General features: G+C 59.9%; 22 protein-coding genes and 3 tRNA genes. 13 read left to right on the top strand and 12 right to left on the bottom strand.

What is annotated here, in order from left to right; all coding sequences use genetic code 11:
• Positions 1–157: 157 nt before the first annotated feature.
• Both ACPYOP_RS30210 and ACPYOP_RS30205 read left to right on the top strand, forming a co-directional pair.
• Positions 158–232 (top strand) — tRNA-Glu (locus tag ACPYOP_RS30210).
• 130 nt (positions 233–362) lie between these two features.
• A tRNA-Glu gene (locus ACPYOP_RS30205) sits at positions 363–437 on the top strand.
• A 60-nt stretch (positions 438–497) separates the two neighbouring features.
• Here ACPYOP_RS30205 and recJ read toward each other — a convergent pair.
• From recJ to ACPYOP_RS30185, 4 genes are all read right to left on the bottom strand, one after another.
• Entirely contained in the window at positions 498–2,303 is a 1,806-nt protein-coding gene (gene recJ, locus ACPYOP_RS30200) for a single-stranded-DNA-specific exonuclease RecJ (RefSeq protein WP_481413919.1), read from the bottom strand.
• Between the two features lie 53 nt (positions 2,304–2,356).
• Positions 2,357–3,676 (bottom strand): homoserine dehydrogenase, encoded by a 1,320-nt coding sequence (locus ACPYOP_RS30195; RefSeq protein ID WP_481413918.1) that lies wholly within the window; start codon positions 3,674–3,676, stop codon positions 2,357–2,359.
• 57 nt (positions 3,677–3,733) lie between these two features.
• Entirely contained in the window at positions 3,734–4,954 is a 1,221-nt protein-coding gene (locus tag ACPYOP_RS30190; protein WP_481413917.1) for an LL-diaminopimelate aminotransferase, read from the bottom strand.
• 222 nt (positions 4,955–5,176) lie between these two features.
• Positions 5,177–5,629, bottom strand: coding sequence for a hypothetical protein (locus ACPYOP_RS30185; RefSeq protein WP_481413916.1), 453 nt, complete (start codon positions 5,627–5,629; stop codon positions 5,177–5,179).
• 160 nt (positions 5,630–5,789) lie between these two features.
• Between ACPYOP_RS30185 and ACPYOP_RS30180 the strand changes: the two genes are divergently transcribed.
• From ACPYOP_RS30180 to sthA, 6 genes are all read left to right on the top strand, one after another.
• Positions 5,790–7,637 carry a PHA/PHB synthase family protein gene (locus ACPYOP_RS30180; protein ID WP_481413915.1) on the top strand — a complete coding sequence of 616 codons (1,848 nt, stop codon included), beginning with the start codon at positions 5,790–5,792 and terminating at the stop codon, positions 7,635–7,637.
• Positions 7,638–7,651: 14 nt separating this feature from the next.
• Positions 7,652–8,398, top strand: a complete 747-nt coding sequence (gene sfsA / locus ACPYOP_RS30175) for a DNA/RNA nuclease SfsA (RefSeq protein ID WP_481413914.1) — start codon at positions 7,652–7,654, stop codon at positions 8,396–8,398.
• 2 nt (positions 8,399–8,400) lie between these two features.
• Positions 8,401–9,237 carry a type I methionyl aminopeptidase gene (map, locus tag ACPYOP_RS30170; RefSeq protein WP_481413913.1) on the top strand — a complete coding sequence of 279 codons (837 nt, stop codon included), beginning with the start codon at positions 8,401–8,403 and terminating at the stop codon, positions 9,235–9,237.
• A gap of 42 nt (positions 9,238–9,279) precedes the next feature.
• Positions 9,280–10,098: a RadC family protein gene (radC, locus tag ACPYOP_RS30165; protein WP_481413921.1), complete on the top strand. Its 819-nt coding sequence runs from the start codon at positions 9,280–9,282 to the stop codon at positions 10,096–10,098.
• Between the two features lie 263 nt (positions 10,099–10,361).
• Positions 10,362–10,958, top strand: a complete 597-nt coding sequence (locus ACPYOP_RS30160) for a dual specificity protein phosphatase family protein (RefSeq protein ID WP_481413912.1) — start codon at positions 10,362–10,364, stop codon at positions 10,956–10,958.
• Between the two features lie 107 nt (positions 10,959–11,065).
• Positions 11,066–12,472, top strand: coding sequence for a Si-specific NAD(P)(+) transhydrogenase (sthA, locus tag ACPYOP_RS30155; RefSeq protein WP_481413911.1), 1,407 nt, complete (start codon positions 11,066–11,068; stop codon positions 12,470–12,472).
• Positions 12,473–12,615: 143 nt separating this feature from the next.
• Here the strand turns inward: sthA and ACPYOP_RS30150 are convergent, their stop codons facing one another.
• On the bottom strand, positions 12,616–14,166 hold the full coding sequence (locus ACPYOP_RS30150; protein ID WP_481413910.1) for a winged helix-turn-helix domain-containing protein: 1,551 nt from the start codon (positions 14,164–14,166) through the stop codon (positions 12,616–12,618).
• Between the two features lie 128 nt (positions 14,167–14,294).
• Here ACPYOP_RS30150 and ACPYOP_RS30145 point away from each other — a divergent pair, with 128 nt between their 5' ends.
• Complete coding sequence (locus ACPYOP_RS30145) at positions 14,295–14,753, top strand: cupin domain-containing protein (protein WP_481413909.1); 459 nt, start codon at positions 14,295–14,297, stop codon at positions 14,751–14,753.
• Positions 14,754–14,917: 164 nt separating this feature from the next.
• Here the strand turns inward: ACPYOP_RS30145 and tig are convergent, their stop codons facing one another.
• The 4 genes from tig to ACPYOP_RS30125 all read right to left on the bottom strand — a co-directional run bounded on the left by tig (position 14,918) and on the right by ACPYOP_RS30125 (position 18,664).
• Complete coding sequence (gene tig, locus ACPYOP_RS30140) at positions 14,918–16,408, bottom strand: trigger factor (RefSeq protein ID WP_481413908.1); 1,491 nt, start codon at positions 16,406–16,408, stop codon at positions 14,918–14,920.
• A gap of 279 nt (positions 16,409–16,687) precedes the next feature.
• Positions 16,688–16,772: transfer RNA gene (locus ACPYOP_RS30135), tRNA-Leu, on the bottom strand.
• A 144-nt stretch (positions 16,773–16,916) separates the two neighbouring features.
• Positions 16,917–17,528, bottom strand: a complete 612-nt coding sequence (locus ACPYOP_RS30130) for a GDYXXLXY domain-containing protein (RefSeq protein WP_481413907.1) — start codon at positions 17,526–17,528, stop codon at positions 16,917–16,919.
• The gene (locus ACPYOP_RS30125; protein ID WP_481413906.1) at positions 17,525–18,664 is read right to left on the bottom strand and encodes a DUF2157 domain-containing protein; all 1,140 of its coding nucleotides are present in this window, start codon (positions 18,662–18,664) and stop codon (positions 17,525–17,527) included. Before ACPYOP_RS30125 ends, ACPYOP_RS30130 begins: the two co-directional genes overlap by 4 nt.
• 852 nt (positions 18,665–19,516) lie before the next feature.
• On the opposite strand from ACPYOP_RS30125, the gene ACPYOP_RS30120 reads away from it, so the two are divergent.
• Positions 19,517–19,663: a DUF1127 domain-containing protein gene (locus tag ACPYOP_RS30120; protein WP_015339702.1), complete on the top strand. Its 147-nt coding sequence runs from the start codon at positions 19,517–19,519 to the stop codon at positions 19,661–19,663.
• Positions 19,664–19,698: 35 nt separating this feature from the next.
• On the opposite strand, the gene ACPYOP_RS30115 is transcribed toward ACPYOP_RS30120, so the two are convergent.
• Entirely contained in the window at positions 19,699–19,878 is a 180-nt protein-coding gene (locus ACPYOP_RS30115; protein ID WP_481413905.1) for a hypothetical protein, read from the bottom strand.
• 89 nt (positions 19,879–19,967) lie between these two features.
• Between ACPYOP_RS30115 and ACPYOP_RS30110 the strand changes: the two genes are divergently transcribed.
• The 3 genes from ACPYOP_RS30110 to trmFO all read left to right on the top strand — a co-directional run bounded on the left by ACPYOP_RS30110 (position 19,968) and on the right by trmFO (position 22,251).
• Positions 19,968–20,111, top strand: a complete 144-nt coding sequence (locus tag ACPYOP_RS30110) for a DUF1127 domain-containing protein (protein ID WP_069611985.1) — start codon at positions 19,968–19,970, stop codon at positions 20,109–20,111.
• Positions 20,112–20,387: 276 nt separating this feature from the next.
• Positions 20,388–20,738 carry a VOC family protein gene (locus ACPYOP_RS30105; protein WP_481413920.1) on the top strand — a complete coding sequence of 117 codons (351 nt, stop codon included), beginning with the start codon at positions 20,388–20,390 and terminating at the stop codon, positions 20,736–20,738.
• Positions 20,739–20,814: 76 nt separating this feature from the next.
• On the top strand, positions 20,815–22,251 hold the full coding sequence (trmFO, locus tag ACPYOP_RS30100) for a methylenetetrahydrofolate--tRNA-(uracil(54)-C(5))-methyltransferase (FADH(2)-oxidizing) TrmFO (protein ID WP_481413904.1): 1,437 nt from the start codon (positions 20,815–20,817) through the stop codon (positions 22,249–22,251).
• A 22-nt stretch (positions 22,252–22,273) separates the two neighbouring features.
• Here the strand turns inward: trmFO and ACPYOP_RS30095 are convergent, their stop codons facing one another.
• Both ACPYOP_RS30095 and ACPYOP_RS30090 read right to left on the bottom strand, forming a co-directional pair.
• Positions 22,274–22,735 carry a hypothetical protein gene (locus tag ACPYOP_RS30095; RefSeq protein ID WP_481413903.1) on the bottom strand — a complete coding sequence of 154 codons (462 nt, stop codon included), beginning with the start codon at positions 22,733–22,735 and terminating at the stop codon, positions 22,274–22,276.
• A 78-nt stretch (positions 22,736–22,813) separates the two neighbouring features.
• A partial coding sequence (locus ACPYOP_RS30090) for a phytoene/squalene synthase family protein (protein WP_481413902.1) occupies positions 22,814–23,615 on the bottom strand: 802 nt, incomplete at its 5' end.

Here is a 23,615-nt window from a genome sequence, read left to right as displayed (position 1 = left end):
GCCCTTCGTCTATCGGTTAGGACGACAGATTTTCATTCTGTAAAGAGGGGTTCGACTCCCCTAGGGCGTGCCACTGTTGTTCTTCTTCCCCATTTTGAATTCAATGAGCTACCGCTTGCGGACGCAATAGGCTATTCCTATCTAGTTCCTGTAGCATGCGCCCTTCGTCTATCGGTTAGGACGACAGATTCTCATTCTGTAAAGAGGGGTTCGACTCCCCTAGGGCGTACCAGATCGCGATGGCTTGACGTTTTCCACAATCGCCTCGAAAAATCTTCGTCTAGTCATGGATTTTTCTGGGATTTTTCTCGTTTTTCCGCTTGCGGGAATGAAGGGTGCTGACTATAAGGGCGCCACAGCACGCGCCCTTCGTCTATCGGTTAGGACGACAGATTTTCATTCTGTAAAGAGGGGTTCGACTCCCCTAGGGCGTGCCACTGTCCATCCCCTCGAAATGGTTGATTTTGCTTCTTAAAGCGGCGCGTGAATGATTTATTTCACGGAGCTTTTGCCGCGTCAGTGACGCGAAGCTGCACGCGCCGGCTTCCCTGCCAATGATCAGCCCCAAGCGTGCCGGCGACGTGGATCTGCGCACCGCGGGATGACATCAGCAGCTCGCCCAGAGGCGTCTCGGCCGCACGGAAGGCAATGCCATCCACCCGGCCGCCATCCTGTGCTTCGAGCGTGATCTTGATATGTGACTGGCCGACAAGGCGGGAATCGCGCAGCCGGTGGCTAGGCAGCGCGAAAATGGGCTGCGGATGGCCCGAGCCATAGGGACCGGCCGTCTCGAGCTTGTCGATCAGTTCCACGGTCGCGCCGCTTGCGCCGAGAGCGCCGTCGATCTTCAGCGTTTCGTTGGCCACCAGACCGGCCACCTGCCTCTCCGCCTTTTCCGTGAAGAAGGCCCGCAGCTTTCCGAGATTGCTACGTTCCACCGTCAGGCCGGCCGCCATAGCATGGCCGCCGCCTTTGGCCAGCAGGCCGGCATCGACGGCGGCACGTACCATGCGGCCCATGTCGAAACCATTGATGGAGCGGCCGGAGCCTGTGCCCTTGCCCGTCGGATCGAAAGCGATGGCAAAGGCCGGGCGACGGAACTTGTCCTTGAGGCGTGAAGCGATGAGGCCGACGATCCCCGGATGCCAGTTCTCGCGCGCGGTGATGATGACAGAGGCGCCGTCGCCATTGCCATATTCCGCCAGAGCCTCGGCCTCTGCTTCCTGCAGCATGGCGGCTTCCATGGCCTGCCGCTCGCGATTGAGCTCGTCGAGCTTCGCGGCGATTGTTTCCACCTCGCCGGTATCCTCCAACGTCAGCAGGCGCGCTCCGAGCGCTGCATCGCCGATACGGCCACCGGCATTGATGCGCGGGCCAATCAGGAAGCCGAAATGGTAGGGCGAGACGGGACCGTTGAGCCCCGCTTTGCGAAATAGCGCCGCAAGCCCGAGATTGCCCTGGTGACGGGCGGCGATCAGCCCTTTGACGACATAGGCGCGATTGAGGCCCTTCAGCGGCACGACATCGCAAACGGTCGCCAGCGCAACGATATCGAGCCAGGCAAGCAGGTCGATCGAACGCACGCGGGAATCACCGGCCTCGCGCAGCAGCCGCAGCGCTGCGACCAGAACCATGAAAACGACACCGGCGGCACAGAGATGCCCCTGTCCCGACAGATCGTCCTCCCGGTTCGGATTGACCAGGGCATGACAATGGGGAAGCTCGTGCGCCACCTGATGGTGATCGATGACAACGACGTCGATATTGCGCGCCCTCGCCGCGTCAAGCGATTCGAAGCTGGTGGAGCCGCAATCGACCGTCACGATCAGCGTCGCACCATTGTCGATGAGCTGATTGATGGCCGTGGGATTGGGGCCGTAGCCCTCAAAGATGCGATCGGGAATATAGATGCTCGCGGGAACGCCGAAATGCGTCAGGAAACGATAGAGGAGAGCTGAGGAAGCCGCGCCGTCGACATCGTAGTCGCCGAAGATCGCGACCGTCTCGCCCTTCCTGATCGCGTGCAGGAGGCGCTGTGCTGCCTTTTCGCAATCGGTCAGCAGATGCGGATCCGGCATCAGGCCACGGATGGTCGGATCGAGGAAGGCCATGGCTTCGTCCTGGCCGACACCGCGCCCGGCAAGCACGCGGGCAATCAGCTCCGGCAAGCCATGTGTCTGGGCGATGGCCAGCGCCCTGTTCAGGCCGGCCTGATCGAGCCGGGAAATCCAGCGATTGCCCGACACCGAGCGCTCGACACCCAGAAATGCCCGCTGAACTGGATCGACCGGTTGCTCCACCATCTCTCCTGGAATTTGAAGGCGGCGTTCTTGCGCGATACGCCGCCGTCGTCAGCCTATTCTTTCGGCCGCTCGATACGGATGACCTGCGGTTCGCCGACGAGATAGCCTTCGTTCTTGATTGCCGCAACCGCCTTTCGCACCGAATCCTCTGTCGTCGCATGGGTGACGAGGATGATCGTCTGATGATGGGCCGGCGCCAGATGCTGCGTCGCGCGCTGCACGATCGATTCGAGCGAAATGTGGTTTTCTGCCATGCGGGTCGCGACACTGGCGAAGACGCCGGTGCGGTCGAGAACGGTCAGGCGGATGAAATAGCCGCCTTCGTGGCTCTGCATCTGCGCCTTGCGATAGGGCTCGAGCGCCTTGGCGGGATGACCGAGCACCGGCACGCGCTGCTCGCCCGGCCGGCTCTTGGCGATATCGGCGATGTCGCCGAGGACGGACGAGGCCGTCGCATTGCCGCCGGCGCCGGGGCCGACCATCAGCAATTCGCCGAGAATATCGGACTCGATCGCAACCGCATTGGTGACACCATCGACTTGGGCGATGACCGAATCGAGCGGCACCATGGTCGGATGCACGCGCTGTTCGATGCCGCTTTCGGTGCGCTGCGCCACGCCCAGCAGCTTGATGCGGTAGCCGAGATCGGCGGCAGCGCGGATATCCTCGATGGAGACGTTGGTGATCCCCTCGAGATAGATGTCGTCGGCCGCGATGCGATTGCCGAAGGCAAGCGTCGTCAGGATGGCAAGCTTATGCGCCGTGTCGTTGCCTTCGATGTCGAAGGCCGGATCGGCCTCGGCATAGCCGAGACGCTGTGCTTCCTTCAAGCAATCGGCGAAGGAGAGGCCTTCCTTCTCCATCCGGGTGAGGATGTAGTTGCAGGTGCCGTTCATGATGCCGTAGACGCGGGAAATGGTATTGCCCGTCAGCGATTCGCGCAGCGCCTTGATGACCGGAATGCCACCGGCGACGGCTGCTTCGAAGTTGAGCAGGGCGCCCTTCTCTTCCGCGATCTGCGCGAGTTCGACGCCGTGATAGGCCAGCAGCGCCTTGTTGGCCGTGACGACATGCAGGCCGCGCGCAAGTGCGGCGCGCACAGCAGCATTGGCAGCACCCTCGGAACCGCCGATCAGCTCGACGAAGACGTCAATATCGGCCTTCTGCGCCAGATCGACAGGACCGCCGAACCATTCGATGTCCGTCAGATCGATGCCTCGATCCCGCGTGCGATCGCGCGCGGTGACGGCGACGATCTTGACGGGACGACCGCAGGTAACGGCAAGCTCGTTAGCGCGGCTCTGGATGATGCGGACAAGCGAGGCACCAACCGTGCCCAAGCCCGCAATGCCGATTTTGAGGGCATCTGCCATGGAAAATTCCTGATCAGTATTGGGGACGGCAGCCGAGGGAACGGCTGCCGCACGATATTATGAACGATGAGCGTTCAGCGAAATAACATTATGCATCGTCTCGTCCGCGGAGGAGAGGAAGCGCTTCAGATTGCGCGCAGCCTGCCGGATGCGGTGTTCATTCTCAACCAGCGCGATGCGAACATAATCATCGCCCTGCTCGCCGAAGCCGATGCCGGGGGCGACCGCAATGTCGGCCTTCTCGACCAGAAGCTTGGAGAACTCCAGCGAGCCGAGATGACGGAACTTTTCCGGGATCTTCGCCCAGGCAAACATCGTTGCAGCCGGCGGTGGCACGTCGAAGCCGGCCTTGCCGAAGCTGTCGACCAGGACGTCGCGGCGGCGCTTGTAGATGCTGCGCGCTTCCGCGATGTCGGAGCCGTCGCCGTTCAGCGCGTGGGTCGCCGCCACCTGGATCGGCGTGAAAGCGCCATAGTCGAGGTAGGACTTCACCCGCGTCAGCGCCGCGATCAGCCGCTCGTTGCCGACGGCAAAGCCCATGCGCCAGCCGGGCATGGAGAAGGTCTTCGACATCGAGGTGAATTCGACCGTCACGTCCATCGCGCCCGGAACTTCCAGCACCGACGGCGGCGGCACGTCGTCGAAGTAGATTTCCGAATAGGCCAGATCCGAAAGCACGATGATGTCATGCTTCTTGGCGAAGGCGACGACTTCCTTGTAGAAATCCAGCGTCGCGACATAGGCCGTCGGGTTCGACGGATAGTTCAGGATCAGGGCCAGCGGCTTCGGGATCGAGTGGCGCACCGCCCGCTCCAGCGGCGGGAAGAAGCTGTCGTCCGGCTCGACCGACATCGAACGGATCACGCCGCCAGCCATCAGGAAGCCGAAAGCATGGATCGGATAGGTCGGGTTCGGGCAGAGGATGACGTCGCCGGGCGCTGTGATCGCCTGCGCCATATTGGCGAAGCCTTCCTTGGAGCCGAGGGTGGCGACCACCTGCGTATCCGGATTGAGCTTCACGCCGAAACGGCGCGCATAATAGGCGGCCTGGGCACGGCGAAGGCCGGGAATGCCCTTGGAGGAGGAATAGCGATGCGTGCGCGGGTCCTGGACCACTTCGCAGAGCTTATCGACAATCGCCTTGGGGGTCGGAAGATCGGGATTGCCCATGCCGAGGTCGATAATGTCCGCCCCGCCCGCTCGCGCGCTTGCTTTCAAACGGTTGACCTGTTCGAAAACGTAGGGCGGCAAACGCCGGACTTTATGAAACTCTTCCATTTCTTTCCCCATGGGACAGCGGCCCTCAAAACCGCGCTCAAGTTCGTCGATCTCCCGGCCAGCCGCGATACGAACTTGGGACTCGCGGCGCCGTACTCATGCTATCTCGAAAGATAAGGTGAATCTTGGGCGGCTATGCACGCAAAGTGCAATTCGCCGGTCAGACACATCCAAATTCGGCCTATCCGAACGCTTTGCGTCCAAATCGCCTGAAACGCAAGGCTAATTCTGCGTCTGGCCCGGCTGGGCGCTGCCCTCTTTCTGAATTTCCTGCAGCGTGTCCTGACCGTGTTCGGCGGCAAGCTTGCGCATCTCGGCGACGCGCTTCTGATACTCGGCTTCCGAGATCGTCCCCGCCTTGCGCTGGGCGCCGAGCGCCGTCAGCTGCTTGACCATGTCGCCCGCCTGCTGATCGTTGATCTGCACGTTTGCTGCTGTCGGCGGTGCGTTGAAGGAAGGATAGCCGTCCTTGTAATATTGCTGCGTGCTGGTTTCCACGACCGGTGTGCCCTTGGCGGGTTTTACGATGACAGCCTGAGGCGGCTGCTTGCGCTTGGCGTAGGCCGCCTTTTCTTCGGGCGTTGAGCAGCCCGCCAGCGTCAATGCGAGAATCCCGCACATTGCGCCGCAGAGTACGGAATACCGGTTCAGTCTTGCCACCATGCCGCCGCCCATAATTGTCTTCCTGCGCTGTTCCTTGCTGTGGGTTGCGACTGTTAAATTTGTCGCAGCAGCAAAGCAAGAGCAGGGTTGCGTTTCATTCGACTTGTATTCCTTTTCCCGCAAGATGTACAAATGGAAAACAAGACACAAGCTGCCGCCGGGAGGATGATGCGTGACCGACAGCAAGCGGGACAATAATGAAGGTAACGGCGGCTTCCCCGGCTTCGACCCAAAGTCAGTGGAGCCTTACATCGTCAGGGATCCCGAAGCGATGGCCGTCAACTTTGCCCGTGCGCTGGAAAACCTCGGCAAGGCGGCCTCGGCCTGGCTTGCGCCGCGCGAACGCGGCGAGAAGGTCGATACGGTTGCCGATCCCTTCACCGACATGGTCAAGACGCTGTCCAAGGTCGGCGAATACTGGCTTTCCGATCCCCGCCGGACGCTGGAAGCGCAGACGCACCTTCTGTCCGGCTATTTCGGCCTGTGGACAAAAACCATGCAGCGTCTCAGCGGCGATTCGTCCGCCGAGACCGAAGCCGAACCGGTCAAGGACAAGCGTTTCGCCGACGAGGACTGGCAGAAGAACCCCTTCTTCGATTTCCTGAAGCAGACCTATCTTCTGACGTCGAACTGGGCGGAAAAGCTGGTCGGAGACGCGGAAGGGCTGGACGAGCACACGCGGCATAAGGCGGCGTTCTATACGAAGCAGATCACCGCCGCCTTTTCGCCGACCAATTTCATCGCGACCAATCCGCAGGTCTACCGCGAAACCATCGCCTCCAATGCCGAGAACCTGGTGCGCGGCATGAAGATGCTAGCGGAGGATATCGACCTCGGTCACGGCGAACTGCGCCTGCGGCAAACCGACATGACGAAATTCGCCGTTGGCCGCGACATGGCGCTGACGCCGGGCAAGGTGATCGCGCAAAGCGATGTCTGTCAGGTCATCCAATACGAGCCGGCAACGGACAAGGTGCTGAAGCGGCCCCTGCTGATCTGCCCGCCCTGGATCAACAAATTCTATATTCTCGATCTCAACCCGCAGAAATCCTTCATCAAATGGTGCGTTGAGCAGGGTCACACCGTCTTCGTCATCTCCTGGGTGAACCCCGACCAGCGCCATGCGGCAAAGGATTGGACCTCCTATGCCCGCGAAGGCATCGATTTTGCCCTGGATACGATCGAAAAGGCGACGGGCGAACAGGAGGTAAATGCGGTGGGCTATTGCGTCGGCGGCACGCTGCTCGCCGCCACGCTCGCGCTCCACGCCAAGGAAAAGAACAAGCGCATTCGCACCGTGACCTTCCTGACGACGCAGGTCGATTTCACCTTCGCCGGCGACCTGAAGGTTTTCGTCGACGAAGAGCAGATTGCGGCCCTCGAAGAGCAGATGAACGTGCGCGGCTATCTCGAAGGCTCGAAGATGGCGACGGCCTTCAACATGCTGCGCGCCTCGGAACTGATCTGGCCTTATTTCGTCAATAGTTACCTGAAGGGACAGGATCCCCTGCCCTTCGATCTCCTGTTCTGGAACGCCGATTCCACCCGCATGGCGGCCGCCAACCATTCCTTCTATCTGCGCAACTGCTATCTCAACAATGCCTTGAGCCAAGGCAAGATGATGCTCGACGACAAGAAGTTGTCGCTGAAGGACGTGCGCATCCCGGTCTACAATCTGGCAACGCGCGAGGATCATATCGCGCCGGCCAAGTCCGTCTTCGTCGGCAGCCGATATTTCGGCGGCCCGGTGGAATTCGTCGTGACAGGTTCCGGCCACATCGCCGGCGTCGTCAACCCACCCGACAAGCATAAATATCAGTTCTGGACCGGCGGCCCGACAGGCGGCGACTATGAGAGCTGGTTGGCCGAGGCGAAGGAAACGCAGGGCTCCTGGTGGCCGCATTGGCACGCCTGGATTCTTGCGAAGGATCATCGCATGACGGCAGCGCGCCCGCCCGGTGGCAAGGCCCTCAATGCGCTGGAAGAAGCACCTGGCAGCTTCGTCATGGAACGGGCGTAGACGATCGCCAGACCATGCTCTTTCCTTCGCCTCTCGTCCCTGCCCGCCTGATTTCGCGTTACAAGCGTTTCCTCTTCGATGCCGAACTGGAGGACGGAACCTTCATCACCGGCTCCTGCCCGAATACCGGCTCGATGCTCGGCCTGACGGCGCCTGGCTCGCGCATCTGGCTTTCCGAGCATGAGGGCGCGAAGCGAAAATACCGCCATGTCTTCGAATTGATCGAGGCGGACGGTACGACGGTCGGCGTCAACACGGCTATGCCGAACCGGATCGCGGCGGAAGCGATCGCGCTTGGGCAAATTTCCGATCTTGGGGACTATACGGCGGTCAAGCGCGAGCAGAATTACGGCCGCAATTCCCGCATCGACCTGCTCTTGACCGACCCTTTGCGGACAACCACCTATCTCGAGGTGAAGAACGTCCACTTCATGCGCCGGCCGGGCCTTGCGGAATTTCCCGATACGGCGACGGCTCGCGGCACCAAGCATCTCGAAGAGCTCGGAGACATGGCGGAGGCCGGCTACCGCGCCGTCATGCTGTTCGTGATCCAACGCAATGATTGCCATCGCTTCCGGATCTGCGGTGATCTCGATCCGGTTTACGCCCGGGCGTTTGACCGTGCTTTGGCGCGTGGCGTCGAGGTCTATGCGCTGAAATGCAGGGTTTCGCCGACGGAAATCACGCCTGCCGGGTTGATCCCGATAGACGAACCCGGCATAGCTGCATTAGAACAGTTTAAGATCTCAACCGAAGGCTAGTCATGGTGAACTACATCGAAGCGGCAACGGCGCCGGCGAAAAATACGGGGGCTATCCGCATCTACGGAGAGGATGCCTTTGCCGGAATGCGCAAGGCTTGCCAGCTGACCGCGCGCTGCCTCGATGAACTCACCGCGATCGTCAAGCCCGGCGTGGCCACCGATGTCATCGACCGCTTCGTTTTCGAATTTGGCATGGATCACGGCGCCTATCCGGCGACGCTGAACTATCGCGGCTACATGAAATCCTCCTGCACCTCGATCAACCATGTCGTCTGCCACGGCATTCCCAACGACAAGCCGCTGCGCGAAGGCGATATCGTCAATATCGATGTGACCTATGTGCTCGATGGCTGGCATGGCGATTCCAGCCGCATGTATCCTGTCGGCGAAATCAAGCGCTCGGCCGAACGGCTGCTGGAGGTCACCTACGAATCCCTGATGCGCGGTATCGCCGCCGTCCGGCCGGGCGCCCGCACCGGCGCCATCGGCGAAGCGATCCAGACCTATGCCGAGGGCGAGCGCTGCTCGGTCGTGCGCGACTTCTGCGGCCACGGCGTCGGCAGCCTGTTCCACGATTCGCCGAATATTCTGCATTACGGCCGGGTCAATGACGGTCCGGAGCTGCGCGAAGGCATGATCTTTACGATCGAGCCGATGATCAATCTCGGCAAGCCGCATGTGAAGGTGCTTGGCGATGGCTGGACGGCCGTGACCCGCGACCGTTCGCTTTCAGCGCAGTATGAGCACACGATCGGCGTCACCGCGACGGGCTGCGAAATCTTCACCCTGTCGCCCGGCGGCCTAGACCGCCCCGGCCTGCCGCCGCTACAGGGATAGTTCATGGCGAAACGTCCCGCTTCTTCCAACGGACATGGCGACATGCCCCTCGACAGAAGCGGGGAGACGGAGGCTTTGGAAGAGGCCCCGCTTCTGGACGAGCGACTATTCTTCGCACCACAAACCGCCAAAGCCGCTTCCCGGGCCACCAAATCCGCGCCAACGGCCAAACCCGCCTCAGCGAACGCCGAAGCCCATTATCATGGGCACCGCGAGCGATTGCGCAATCGCTATCGCGACGGCGGCGACGCGGCCCTGGCCGATTATGAAATCCTCGAGCTATTGCTTTTCCGGCTGATCCCGCGCCGAGATACTAAGCCGATCGCCAAGGCTCTGCTTGCCCGCTTCGGCTCGCTCGGCGGCGTATTCGGTGCGCCGGTCGGCCTGCTGACCGAGGTCAGCGGCGTCGGCGATGCGGTCGCGCTCGATCTAAAGCTCGTCGCGAGCGTCGCGCAGCGGATGCTGAAAAGCGAGCTGACGGGCAAGCCGGTGCTTTCCTCCTGGAAATCGCTGATCGATTATTGCCACGCCGCCATGGCCCATGAGGCGCGCGAGCAATTTCGCCTGCTGTTTCTCGACAAGCGCAATGCCTTGATCGCAGATGAAGTGCAGGGTTTCGGCACGGTCGATCATACGCCCGTCTATCCGCGGGAAGTCGTCAAACGCGCGCTGGAACTCTCCGCTTCGGCCGTGATTCTCGTCCACAATCACCCGTCGGGAGATCCGACGCCGTCGCGCGCCGATATCGATATGACCAAGACGATTATCGACACCGCCAAGCCCTTGGGCATCACCGTTCACGATCATGTTATCATCGGCAAGAACGGTCATGTCAGCTTCCGCGCATTGCGTTTGATCTGAAATTGCCGCGCGCATCTTAACTTAATTAATCAAAAAACCTATCATATCATTTTGATATTATACCGCTTTCAAGAATTGTTCTGCATTTCCGATTCCTCAAAACCTCCAAAATCGACCATCGCGGCCTTCATTTTCGTTTTCAGTTCAGCGTCAGGATGATCTGGCACAAAGATCGCCGAATTCCAGTCGGCGAATCCGCCGACGGAAGTCGTTGTTTTGATTTGGCCAATCTGCTTGCGCGGTCGGCCCGCTCCGGAGATCGCATGCTGAAGACATCGCCGACGCTTTCCCATCGCCTCCTTCGTGTTGGCCGCGGCGCGCTTGTCGCCTTGGGAGCCTTTACCGCGGTGGCAGCCGGCTTCTACGCGCATATGCTCTGGACGACGAACTTCCACCCGGTCATTGCCGGCGAGCTTTACCGCTCCTCCCAGCCATCGGCCACCACGATTGCCGAGCTTCAAAAGCAATACGGCATCAAGACCATCATCAACCTGCGCGGCGAGAACAGCGGTCGTCATTGGTATGACAAGGAAGTCGCCGAGGCCAAGCAGCTCAACATCAACCACATCGACTTCCACATGTCGTCCGCTCGCGAGCTGACGCAGCAGCAAGCCGCACAGCTTATCGAAATCATGCGCGATGCACCGAAGCCGATTCTCATTCATTGCCAGGCCGGCGCCGACAGAACCGGCCTCGCCTCCGCGCTCTATCTCGCCGCAATCGCCAAGACGAACGAGGCAACGGCGGAAAACCAGATGTCGATCTTCTACGGCCATCTTTCATTTTCCTTTACTCGCGCCTACGCCATGGATCGGACATTCGAGAAGCTGGAACCCTGGCTCGGCTTTTCCGCATCCTGACTACGGGCTTCCTGTTAGATAATCTGTAACATTGAGCAGCTACCGGTTGACGGAGTGCATGTTGCATTGCGACATTGATTCCCAATCCAGTCATCCGAGGCTTCCCGATGGACCAATTCGATCTCCTAGTCGTGGGTAGCGGCCCTGCAGGCCGCAGAGGCGCTATCCAGGCCGCCAAACTCGGCAAGAGGGTGCTCGTCATCGAGCAAGGCAAGCGCGTCGGCGGTGTCTCGGTCCACACCGGCACCATTCCTTCCAAGACACTGCGCGAAACCGCGCTCAACCTCTCCGGCTGGCGCGAGCGCGGCTTCTATGGCCGGGCCTATCGCGTCAAACAGGAGATCAGCGCCGAAGACCTGCGCCGCCGCCTGCTGATCACGCTCGATCATGAAGTCGAGGTGCTCGAGCATCAGTTTGCCCGCAATCGCGTGCAGCACATACGAGGCAAGGCAAGCTTCATCGATCCGCAGACCATGCAGGTCGTCAAGGACGACGGCGAAGTCGTCAATGTCACGGCGGCAAGCATCCTGCTGGCTGTCGGCACCAAGCCGTTCCGGCCGGATTACATGCCCTTTGACGGCAAGTCGGTACTCGACAGCGACGAGCTGCTCGACATCGAGGAATTGCCACGTTCGATGATCGTCATCGGCGCCGGTGTCATCGGCATCGAATATGCCACAATCTTCAGCGCGCTCGACACGCAGGTGACGCTGATCGATCCGAAATCGACCATGCTCGATTTCATCGACAAGGAGATCGTCGAAGACTTCACCTACCAGCTCCGCGATCGCAACATGAAGCTGCTGCTCGGCCAGAAGGCCGAGAAAGTGGAGCGACTGCCGAGCGGCAAGGTGGAGCTGACGCTCGACAACGGCCGCCGCATCACCACCGACATGGTATTGTTTGCCGCCGGCCGCATGGGCGCGACCGATACGCTCAATCTCCCTGCCGCCGGCCTTGAGGCAGACAATCGCGGTCGCCTGAGCGTCAATCCGGAGACCTTCGCCACGAAGGTCCCGCATATCTTTGCCGCCGGCGATGTCGTCGGCTTCCCGAGCCTTGCCTCCACCTCGATGGAACAGGGCCGCATCGCCGCCCGCGTCGCTGTCGGCGCCATCGCCAAGGAACCGCCGAAATACTTCCCCTACGGCATCTATGCCGTGCCGGAGATTTCCACCTGCGGCCTTTCCGAGGAAGAGGTCAAGGAGCGGCATATCCCCTACGAATGCGGCATCGCGCGCTTCCGCGAGACCTCGCGCGGCCACATCATGGGCCTCGACACCGGCCTCTTGAAGATGATCTTCTCGCTGAAGACCCGCCGCCTGCTCGGCGTCCACATTGTCGGCGAAGGCGCGACCGAGCTCGTCCACATCGGCCAAGCCGTGCTGAATCTCAAAGGCACCGTCGAATATTTCGTCGAGAACACCTTCAACTATCCGACGCTCGCCGAAGCCTACAAGATCGCCGGCCTCGACGCCTGGAACCGCATGGGCGATATCAAGTCGGAGATTTGAGCAGCTTGTGGAATTGCCCTTCTCCCAATCGCAATGGTGAGAGGGCTCAGTTTTCCGATGTTCTATGGCAAACCCGCCACAGGCCGACGGCAATCATCGCTAGTTACTTGGGATTTCACACAAGGAAATTGCTCGAAAGCACTTCATTCGGGCAGACCGGCGATCTCCAACGCACTGCCAAGCGACGCGGATAGGGCTGGTTCGCAGTCGACGCCAGAAAACTGCATGCTGTAGCGAAAAGCAGGCTGCAGTTCCAAAACGCGTCCGGCAGCACTTTGGGCATCGGCGCGACGTCCGAGCTTTGCGAGCGACGCCGCCAACAGCATGTGCGAAATGCTGTGACGAGGATTGTGTTGAACAGCCTTGTAAGCTGCTTTTGCAGCGTCCTCGTATTTTCCCCGTTGGAAATAACCCAGAGTCAACGCATGGAAAGCAGACCAGGCCCAGGGATCAAAAGGGCTGAGACGCAACGCTCTCTCGCCCCACTCGATGGCACGGTCGGCCTTTCCGGCCCATCCGAACATCACCCCGCCGACGATGTAGGTTATCGCCGAAGACGGGCTGATGGCGAGCGCAGCTTCGGCGGCGGCGAAGGCGGAATCGCGATCATGTTCGTCCATGCCAATAGAAAAAGCGGCAAATGTCAGCGCGAGTGCATCGTCCTGTCCGTAAAGAATTGCCAGTCGAGCATGTCGGACCGATGCCAGACGGTTCTCTTCGAGCAGTCCGGCGCGAAGGAAAAGGCAATGGTGGCACATTGCGACGAAAGCATGCGCCAACGCATAGCTTGGTTCGAGAACAAGTGCCCGATCCAACAGCACCAGTGCCCTGGCGACCTCCACTGGCATACCGCAATAGACATCGGCCTGAGCCTGTAGAACAAGGTCGTATGCGTCGAGATTTTCCGGCCGCTTGCGCTTGACGCGCTCCAGCTCCGCCCTGCGGAGGCGCGGCTCGATGGCACTGACTACATTGAGAGCAATTTCGTCTTGCAGTTCGAAAATGTCGTCAAGCGGACGGTCGAAGCGTTCCGTCCACAACAGGCTTTCCGTCTCCGCCTCAAGCATTCGGGCAGAAATCCGGACGCGGTCACCTGAGCTTCGCACACTACCCTGCACCAGATAGCGTACGCCCAGCTCCTGGCCGACCTGTTTCAGTTCCACGGATCGCCCGTCATAGGTGAAGCTTGATTTTGGCGCGACAACCAGCAGCCAATTTATCCGGGACAGCCCCGCCGCTATGTCTTCGACGATGCCGTCGACAAAATACTCTTGCCCGTGGTCGCCGCTCGGATTTGAGAACCGGAGCACAGCCACGGATGGTTTGGACACAAGGCCAGGCGTTGGCGATGTTCGCCGTACCGCCGCGCCGAGCGCATCCTCACTAGTCACCTCGGGCCCGATATATCGGTAGCCTCGCCGCGGCAGAGTCTCGATCCAATTCGAACCCCTATCTTCGGAAAGTGCGCGGCGTATGGCTGCCATCTGGACCGTAAGATTGCTGTCCTCAACAGCAAGACCCGGCCATGCAGCTTCGACCAGCGCGTCCTTGCAAACCGGCGTTCCCGCCCGTTCCAGAAGCACCCGCAATAGCGCCACGCCGCGTCGCCCCAGCCCCAAGGGCTCTGCTCGGCAAAACAGGATTTCAGCATCCGCGTCGAGGCGAAACGAGCCGAACGTGAGGATCTTCACCATGCATCGACGAAATATCATTCGCAGATATTTTGCAACATTTTCGCACTCCATTTGCGACTTCGCCTTGGGAAGGCGGCATCCTTCGGGGGGTCATCAAGACCGCAAACACGAAAGCGCAGGAGAGTGAAATGAGCACGAAAGCCGTCGTTCGAATGCCAAGTGAGGGTAAGGAACTGTCACTGGCCGGGGAACCTTTGAGGCTTCTGGTGACTGGGGACGATACAAAGCACACATCGATGTTTGACTGGACATTGCCGTCAGGCTTTTCCACCGGCCTTCATGTTCACCGCGTCCAGGAAGAGACCTTCTTTGTTCTTGAAGGTGAGTGTGAATGGCACATCGATGGTCGGAAGATCATCGCCAGGCCGGGGACCTATGCCTTCATTCCACCGGGCGTGCCCCACAACATCGGCAATACCAGCGGCAAGACCGCAAGGATGATCATGACAGTCTCGCCGCCGGGGCACGAACACTACTTCGAGGAACTCGTAAAGCTTGTTGCTCAAAGCAGCCCGCCGGACGCCGATGCCATCGCGGAATTGAGAGAACGGTATGACACGACCCAGATGTCGAAGCTGCAGAAATAGGTGAGAGGGAGGATCAATCGCTTCCAGCGCAACATTGCCATTGGTACAGCCGCCACGAATAGCGGCGTCCGCTCCGAATTCCGCAATCTCTCATTACCTTGCCCCAACGGAAAAAGCCCTGCCGTTTTCCGGCAGGGCTTAATTTCAATCGGAAGAGAACCGAATTACTCGGCGCTGTCTTCGGCAGCCTTCTTTTTCGGGGCAGCCTTCTTCTTCGGAGCGGCGGCTTCTTCGCCTTCGGCGGCAGATTCCGTTGCTTCAGCCTTGGCGGCAGCCTTCTTCTTCGGAGCAGCCTTCTTGGCGGCCGGCTTGTCTTCAGCTTCGTCGTCAGCCAGCAGCGCTTCCTTGGAAACGGTCTTGTCCGTGACGTCGACTTCGGTCAGCAGGTGGTCGATGACCTTCTCTTCAAAGATCGGCGCGCGCAGGTTGGCGGAAGCGCCGGGCGTGTTGCGGAAGAATTCCAGGATTTCCTTTTCCTGGCCCGGGAACTGCTGGAGCTGTGCGTAAAGCGCGCGCTGCAGTTCGTCTTCGCTGACTTCGACGCCGGCCTTCTCGCCGATTTCGGAGAGAACGAGGCCGAGGCGAACGCGGCGCTCGGCGAGCTTGCGGTATTCTTCGCGAGCCTTCTCTTCCGTGGTGTCTTCGTCTTCGAAGGTCTTGCCGGATTCGCCGAGATCGGTTTCGATCTGGCGCCAGATGCTGGCGAATTCAGCTTCGACGAGCTTCTGCGGCGTATCGAACTGATACATTTCGTCGAGCTGGTCGAGGATCTGGCGCTTGACCTTCTGGCGGGTCACCGAGCCGTACTGGCTTTCGATCTGGCCGCGAACGATTTCCTTCAGGCGGTCAGCCGATTCGAGGCCGAGCTTGGAGGCGAGTTCGTCGTTGATTTCGACTTCGCCGGGAGCCGCAACTTCCTTGACGTTGATGTCGAAGGTGGCTTCCTTGCCGGCGAGGTTCTTGGCCGGGTAGTCGGCCGGGAAGGTTACGGTGATGACCTTCTCATCGCCAGCCTTGATGCCGACGAGCTGCTCTTCGAAGCCCGGGATGAATCGGTTGGAGCCGAGGACGAGCTGCGAGTCTTCATCCTTGCCGCCGTCGAAGGCAACGCCGTCGACCTTGCCGAGGTAGTCGATGGTGACGCGGTCGCCGTTGGCGGCCTTGCCCTTCTTGGTCTCGTAGCTGCGGGCGCTCTCGGCGATCTTGAGGATCTGCTCGGTCACTTCGTCTTCGTTGATTTCAGCGACTTCACGGGTCACCTTGATGCCGTTGACCGGCTTCAGCTCGATTGCCGGAATGACTTCGTAGGAAAGCGTGAATTCGAAATCGGCCTCGGCGGAGAGGATCTTTTCAGCCTCGTCCTTGTCCTCGGTCATGGCGACTTCCGGCTGGGTTGCCGACTTTTCGCCGCGCTCGGTCAGGATTGCCGGGGGCTGGTCGCGAACGATCTCGTTGACGAGATCAGCCATGATCGACTTGCCGTAGACCTTCTTCAGGTGCGAGACCGGAACCTTGCCCGGACGGAAGCCGTTGATGCGGACCTTGTCCTTGACCTCGGCGAGGCGCTCGTTCATGCGCACTTCCATGTCCTTGGCCGGGATGACCACCTTGATTTCGCGCTTCAGCCCTTCAGCGAGCGTTTCGATAACCTGCATTGTCCTACCTTCATTCATGGCGGCCGTGCCCGGACAGCCGTTCGTTTCGATGAGCACGACGCCGGAAAATCCCGAGCGTGGCTTGGATGCAATTCTCCTTCATCTTGCCAGAGCGCCGCGCCTTCGAAAGAACGCGCAAAAGGCAGCTCTATCCCGTTACGAGCCAAAACATCTTATCCCCTTCCTCATCGAAAGCGGGATGCTTTGGGCAAGATGGCGCGCCCTGCGGCATATTGGAAGACAGGCTTCATCAGCCTCCCCCCGTCCACAAGACAGTGTTGGTGCGGGTAGAGAGACTTGAACTCCCACGCCTTACGGCACCAGAACCTAAATCTGGCGTGTCTACCAATTTCACCATACCCGCGTTCCCAAAACCGCATGGAGATGCCTGCCCATGGGGCCTTCCGGAGCGCGGCGTCTCTATATCACCCGTTTCAAACCACGCAAAGGAAAAATGACGGTTCCGCGACGAGGCCCAAAGCTTATCGGCGTCTTCGGGCAAATATCGTCAATAGAGCGGCTCTTCATAGACGGATTTGCCGTCGAGAAGCAGGCTTCGGATATGGGCAACACCATCCGAGGAGACACGCGCCGCGATAGTGACACGATTGTCATTGCGTGCGCTCTCGATATCATGCCCCTGCCCCTCGGGCACATAATAGCGCTCGATGCCATAGGTGACCCCGATCATCGCCTGCGATGGCTCAGTCGCATCGCCATAGAAAACATAATCGACAGGCAGGCTTTTGAGCACGACCGTATCGGGTTTCGGATCGAGCGCTCCGAAGGATGATTCGACGATACCCCAGTAACCGTCATCCTGCTTCTTCAGGCGAACGGACAGGATCGCGGCACTTCGGCTCATTTTCGGTGGTCCCTCGACCATCGTCGAGAACGGAACCCGTGAGATGTCATAGTTTAAGGTCACATAGTCGCCGCGCAGGAGATCGCGCGGATCGACCGGCGCCGTCTTCAAGAGGATTTCGGTGCCGCTTCGCAGCCCCCAGGCGCGTTCGCCAACCATGTAGCCGAGGACAGCGGTCTGCAGCGCGGCCACGACGATGGCGGCGATCCATAGGCGGCGGCCGACGGCCGGGTTTGTCTCAGCTATATCGCTCATGCCCGTGTCCCCTGCCCGGCATTGTCGGAAAAGCGCCGTTCCAGCTGAATGACCAGCCAGGCGGCAATGGCCACGAATATACCAGCCACAAGGAAGAAGCTGGCCGTCCCGATGATCGAGCCGATCGTCTCGCTGGCGAGGTAGAGAATCTCGCAGGCAAAGACGAAATAGGCGAGATAGCGCACCGCGCCATTGTCACGGCCGCTAAGGGCAATAGCGATGACAGAACTCGCCAATGTCGCCGCCGCCACGAGGACGAGCGGCAATTTATCTTCTACCCAGACATTGTTCTCGAAAGAACCATTGCTGATCTCGGCATGGACCAGGAAGAAGCCGATCGAGGCGATCAGAAAAGTATAGAAGGCTGGGGCTGCTCCAGCCGTCCGCACAAGCGACATCAGCGGCGAAACAGGGATGCTGACGAGGAGAAAGGCCGCCATTCCGAGGCCGGCGAAGAGGATTGCCGTGTTCAGGCTCTCATGCCGCCCGAAAAGCCAGGTCAACCACCCCACAAGCATGAGATAAGCGAGATGCCGCGCGCCCGGCGCATCGACATAGCGAACGAGCGCGATCAGAATGACGGACATCAGAGGCGGCACCCAGGGCATGATGCCATGCCACTGATCGAAATGGTCCCATAGATAAACGCCGCAGAATGCCCAGGCGAGGAAGCCGGCAAGCGCGACCTGCGCGCTTAAGCGAAACAGCGCCGCAACCACGCAGGCCGCCGCAAACCAGACGAGCATCATTGTCAGCTCGTCGCCGGACAGGTTGTACATCTGGCCGACAAGCGCCATGGCGCCGCCGAAGCTCAGCGTACCCAGAATCAAAAGTCCAGATGCGACAATCGAGCGCCCCAGGGTGAGCAGATGAGCGGCGCCGAGATAGAAGGCCCATATCATCGCAACGAGCCCCCCGAGGCGCGCGATCCTCGGAATTGCCTCCCAGTTGGCCGAAACGAAAAGCAGTATCGCAAGGCCAAGAAGCACCGCCGCTATGATAGCTAGGACCCGTCCGGCGCTGAAGCTCGTTTGGCGGCTGTCATATTCACGCAGCACCGCCTCTGCAGCCCCCGCATCGACAAGACCTTTCTCGACCCAGATTTTCAGATCTCGTTCCAGCCTACCCCTGTACATCCCGGCTCCCCATCGACGACTCCCTAACAGGGAGAGCAATACCACAATTCAGCCATCTATGCCGCCAGCGCCATCCACGCAAATATGTCTCACGTTAAGACAGAATTAAGCGATCATTCGGCATTATGAGGTCAGGTATCACGATACCCCTCGAGAGGCATGCGCATTCGACATACCTCCCATGAAATTATTGCGCTGCACAAAATCAAAAAGTCATACTATTAATAGAACAACAAAACACGGCGATGGCGCGCCGGGCCGGCTTCAGTCGGAAAAGCCTGGGGATCATATCCCGACACGGAATTCGGAGCTGCACACTCCTCCTCCCAGTGCACTCCGATAGATTGACGACACTCCTCCTCCCAGTCGTCAATCATCTCAAATGACGCCCACCGCATCCTCCTCCCGCGGTGGGCGTTATTTTCCCCGACTGAATCGGCTTCATATGCTTCGAACGCCCTGATGGGCCGGCAAATGCCGGAACTGGCACGCAAGGCAGTCGAGCGGAAATCCGCAGTCGGAAAAACAGCCAATACAGCAACACGACCCATCCCCAAACAGCATGGCTGGCGAAAACATGGCCGAATGCCGGCAACAAACGGGAAGCGCTTGCGAAAGCCGGGCTTTACGTTGAAGCGAGCTCCCCGAGCAATTCTTCATTCGGCCGCGATATGCACATAAAGCAGCCATCATCTTAGGCAGATGACCCTCAAGGCTTGCATATCCTGCATAGGTGACATGAAGCATTCGCTCTTTTAGTTTTCGCGCCGCAGCATATATTTAAATCCATTAGATCGACGACGGAACCAATCGCGGAACCGCTCGATCCCGGATCCTCGAAAGGGACTTAAAATGAACCTGACCCGCTCTTTCAACAACTGGCGCAAGTATCGTCAGACCGTCAACGAACTCGGCCGCATGAGCTCGCGCGAACTGCACGACCTCGGCATCGACCGCGCCGACATCCATCGCGTTGCCCGCGAAGCCACCGGTCGCTAACGCCGGATAGGCTTCGCCCAACAGCGAAAGCCTTCTCAACGCCCGTTGCGGACCTCCGCGGCGGGCGTTCTTTTTTGTCTGTCATCGAGCAAACGCAGCATGATCCGTGCCGCATCAAAGCTATTCGCGATATGCAAAGCAGATAAATTTTGGGCATTGATTGCTTTTTGGGCGTCATATTGCACAAATGCATAGCAGACGCCTTTTCTTTGCACTGCACAACTGGCCTCCTCGCGCCTATATAGAGTGCAAGCGCTGAGACGGTAATCGTACCGCTCGCAACCAAGATACCGAGGATAAGATCATGAACCCGATTCGCATTGCAAAGAACTGGATCAGCTACCGCCGCACTCTGAACGAACTTGGCAACCTTTCCAGCCAGACCCTTTCGGACATCGGCGTCAGCCGCTACGAGATCCGCAATATCGCTGCCCGTTCCTTCCGTTAATCGACACGGGACTGCAGACTGCTTCAAGACGGCGCCCTTCGGCGCCGTTTTTGATTCCGGCGATTAGAGCATCGTTCGATTTAGTCGGCGCGCGGAGATTCCGTTGAGCAGCGGTGAGCCACTCACCCCTACCGGCCCCAGCCATACAAAGTCGCAGCAACCCAAGCGCCACAGCGGACATTGCCGCTGCCGCCATCCCGCGCGACTTTGGAACGGAACCGCGTCTTTTGTCATTTACAGGTAGAAACCTTTTGGCTGGGAGGCGTGAGAATGTAAATCCAGGGAATTTACGCCGCGCTCGCGACGGCAGACATGGACAGAGCGGAGACGTTCTATACCCGACTTTTCGACCGGGAGCCTGACGATCGTCCCATGGACGGGCTGATCCAATGGCGCAATGTCGCGGGCGCCAACATTCAAATCTTCCATGACAGGGAGAATGCGGGATCCGGCCGGCTGACCATTGTGGTGCCGAAAATGGATGAAGCCCGCAAATCGCTCGAAGAAATTGGCGTAAAGCTCACAGGTGAATCGAAAGGTGACTACGGAAGGATCGCCCAGTGCGCAGACCCCGACGGAAATCGCATTACTCTCGCAGAGCCGCCCTCGAGGCTTTTCGATACGTAGACCCTGCTCACACTTTGCGCGATATGCGCCAGCAAAGCGATTGGATCGCCGCCCCGCTCGTGATAATGACGCGCGCATGACACAGACCAACTCCTACTCCCCCATCCACGTCATCGGCGGCGGCCTCGCCGGCTCGGAAGCCGCATGGCAGATCGCCAGTGCCGGCGTACCCGTCATCCTGCATGAGATGCGCGGCGTGCGCGGCACGGAAGCCCATAAGACCGATGGACTTGCCGAACTGGTATGTTCCAATTCGTTCCGTTCCGACGACGCGACTAGCAATGCCGTCGGCGTCATCCATGCCGAGATGCGCATGGCGGGCTCCCTCATCATGGCATGCGCGGACAAGCACCAGGTGCCGGCCGGTGGGGCGCTCGCCGTCGACCGCGATGGCTTTTCCGCAGCGGTGACGCAGGCAATTGCAGGCCACCCCTTGATCACCGTCGTCCGCGAGGAAATCCAGGGCCTGCCTCCGAAGGAATGGGACCAGGCGATCATCGCCACGGGTCCGCTGACGGCACCCGATCTCGCCAGCGCCATCCAGGCGGAAACAGGCGCGGATGCGCTTGCCTTCTTCGACGCCATCGCGCCGATCGTCTATCGTGACAGCATCAACATGGACATCTGCTGGTATCAGTCGCGCTACGACAAAGTCGGCCCCGGCGGTACCGGCAAGGACTATATCAACTGCCCGATGGACGAAGCCCAGTACAATGCCTTCCTCGATGCCCTGATCGCAGGCGATGCCGTCGGCTTCAAGGAATGGGAAGGCACGCCCTATTTCGACGGCTGCCTGCCGATCGAGGTCATGGCGGAGCGCGGGCGCGAGACCCTGCGTCATGGGCCGATGAAGCCAATGGGCCTGACCAATGCCCATAATCCCACCGTCAAGGCCTACGCCGTGGTGCAGCTGCGTCAGGACAATTCGCTCGGCACGCTCTACAACATGGTCGGCTTCCAGACGAAGCTGAAATATGGGGCGCAGGCGGAAATCTTCCGGCTGATCCCCGGCCTTGAGAATGCGGAATTTGCACGCCTCGGTGGCCTGCACCGCAATACCTATATCAACTCGCCGATCCTGCTCGATCGCTCGCTGGTGCTGAAATCCCGGCCGGGCCTGCGTTTTGCCGGTCAGATCACCGGCTGCGAAGGCTATGTCGAAAGCGCCAGCATCGGTCTGCTCGCCGGCCGCTTTGCGGCTGCGGAGCGCAAGGGCGAAACGCCGTTGCTACCGCCGGATACGACGGCGCTCGGTTCGCTGCTGAACCATATCACCGGCGGCCACATCGTCTCGGACGAAGAGCCTGGCAAGCGCTCCTTCCAGCCGATGAACATCAATTTCGGGCTTTTCCCGGAGCTGGAGCCGGGCTCTATCATCAAGCCGGAGGGCGTCAAACGTTTCCGCGGCAAGGACAAGACCATCATGAAGCGCCAGCTTATCGCCAAGCGCGCGCTTGGCGACTGCGCGAAATGGCTGGGCGTGCAGGCACCGGTTCTCGCTGAAAGTGCCTGATTGTCTCGATCTTTCGGGATTTTCAAGCCTTGGCCGGCGACGCCTGCTCCTGCAGCTTGGCGTCTTCACCGGCGACATAATTGCCAAGCAGCCAGAGCGAAACCTCAGCGGATTCTGCGGGCGTCTTGAATTCGAACGTGCCATTATGGTGGGGCGCATCCAGAAAATCGACGGTCAAGCCGCGACCGGTTGCCGAGATCTTGGCATGTGCCCGGCCGGGCTCGATCAGATGGACGCTGAAATGATTGCGCACATTGCGCATGAAGCCCGCTTTGTCGTCATGCAACCGCACGAAGACCGCCTGTCCGTCGGCCGTCGTCTGCAGCTGGCGGATCGCCTCGGTCGGAAAGGCGCGGCCGAATTCCAGAATGGCGAGGCCGGTATCGTGCAACCCGTCTTCCTTGTTCTGCGATGCCATGCGCGTCGCGTAGTAGGCAACGAAGATGACGATCGCGAACAATATGCACCAGACGACAATACCCATGGCAACTCCCCCGGAAATGCAAATTCAAGTGCCCGGCCCTCTCCATACACGCCGAGACTTGCGCGAGCTTGTCGTATTTTAGATTTTCTTTGTAATCGACACCATTGCCATGCGCATCTGCCGGCGCCATTGCGGCAATGCCAGGGATTGATCGAAGAGACCGGCGCCAAGCTTCCGTGCCTGCTTCAAGACCGGTTCCGCCAGCGTGACCGGCAGAAAGGCCGGGAATACCGGCGGCGAAATGGCCCCCGCCGCCCTCGCCTTGGCAAGATGCTCGCGGCCGAGGCCGGCGAAGGCTTCGATTGCCGCCGAAATGCGCGGCCTGTCCTCACCGGCAAGGAAGGAATCGCGATCAAGACCCGTTGCCGTCAAAATCTCAAGCGGCAGGTAAACCTGGCCGCGATGACGATGGAGCGGCATCAACAGCAGCAGCCCGGCAATCGCCTGTGCGACACCGGCATGGCCGGCGGCATCCGCCGAACGCTTGGCCTCGTCCGCCGACAAGACGAGGCTTGCCAGCTGGATCAGCGCCGAAGCCGTCTCGCCGGCATAGCCTTCCAACGTGCCGCGCGTTTCCATCGGATCGTCGTAGAGATCGAAAATGCGCGCATCGATCATGTCGATCAGCGTCTGGCGCGGCAGGCGGTATTCTTCGATCGCGGTCAGAAGCTCGGCGGCAATCGGATTGGCCTCACTCGATCCATGGGCCTGCCCTTCGAGAAGATCGCGCCAATATTGCATGCGCACTTCACCGGGCAGCGGTTCGTGCACGAGATCCCGCACGCGCGCCAGCTCGGCATTGAAGGCATAGAGCGCGGCAAGCGCTGGACGCTTCTCTTCGGGCGCCAGCAGGCAAGCGAGATAGCGATCGCGATCGGTG

It is taken from the genome of Rhizobium sp. KNZ2-6A (genome assembly GCF_056755475.1).
The sequence above is the reverse complement of the archived record's forward strand: the minus strand, read 5'-3'. Positions and strand labels throughout refer to the sequence as shown.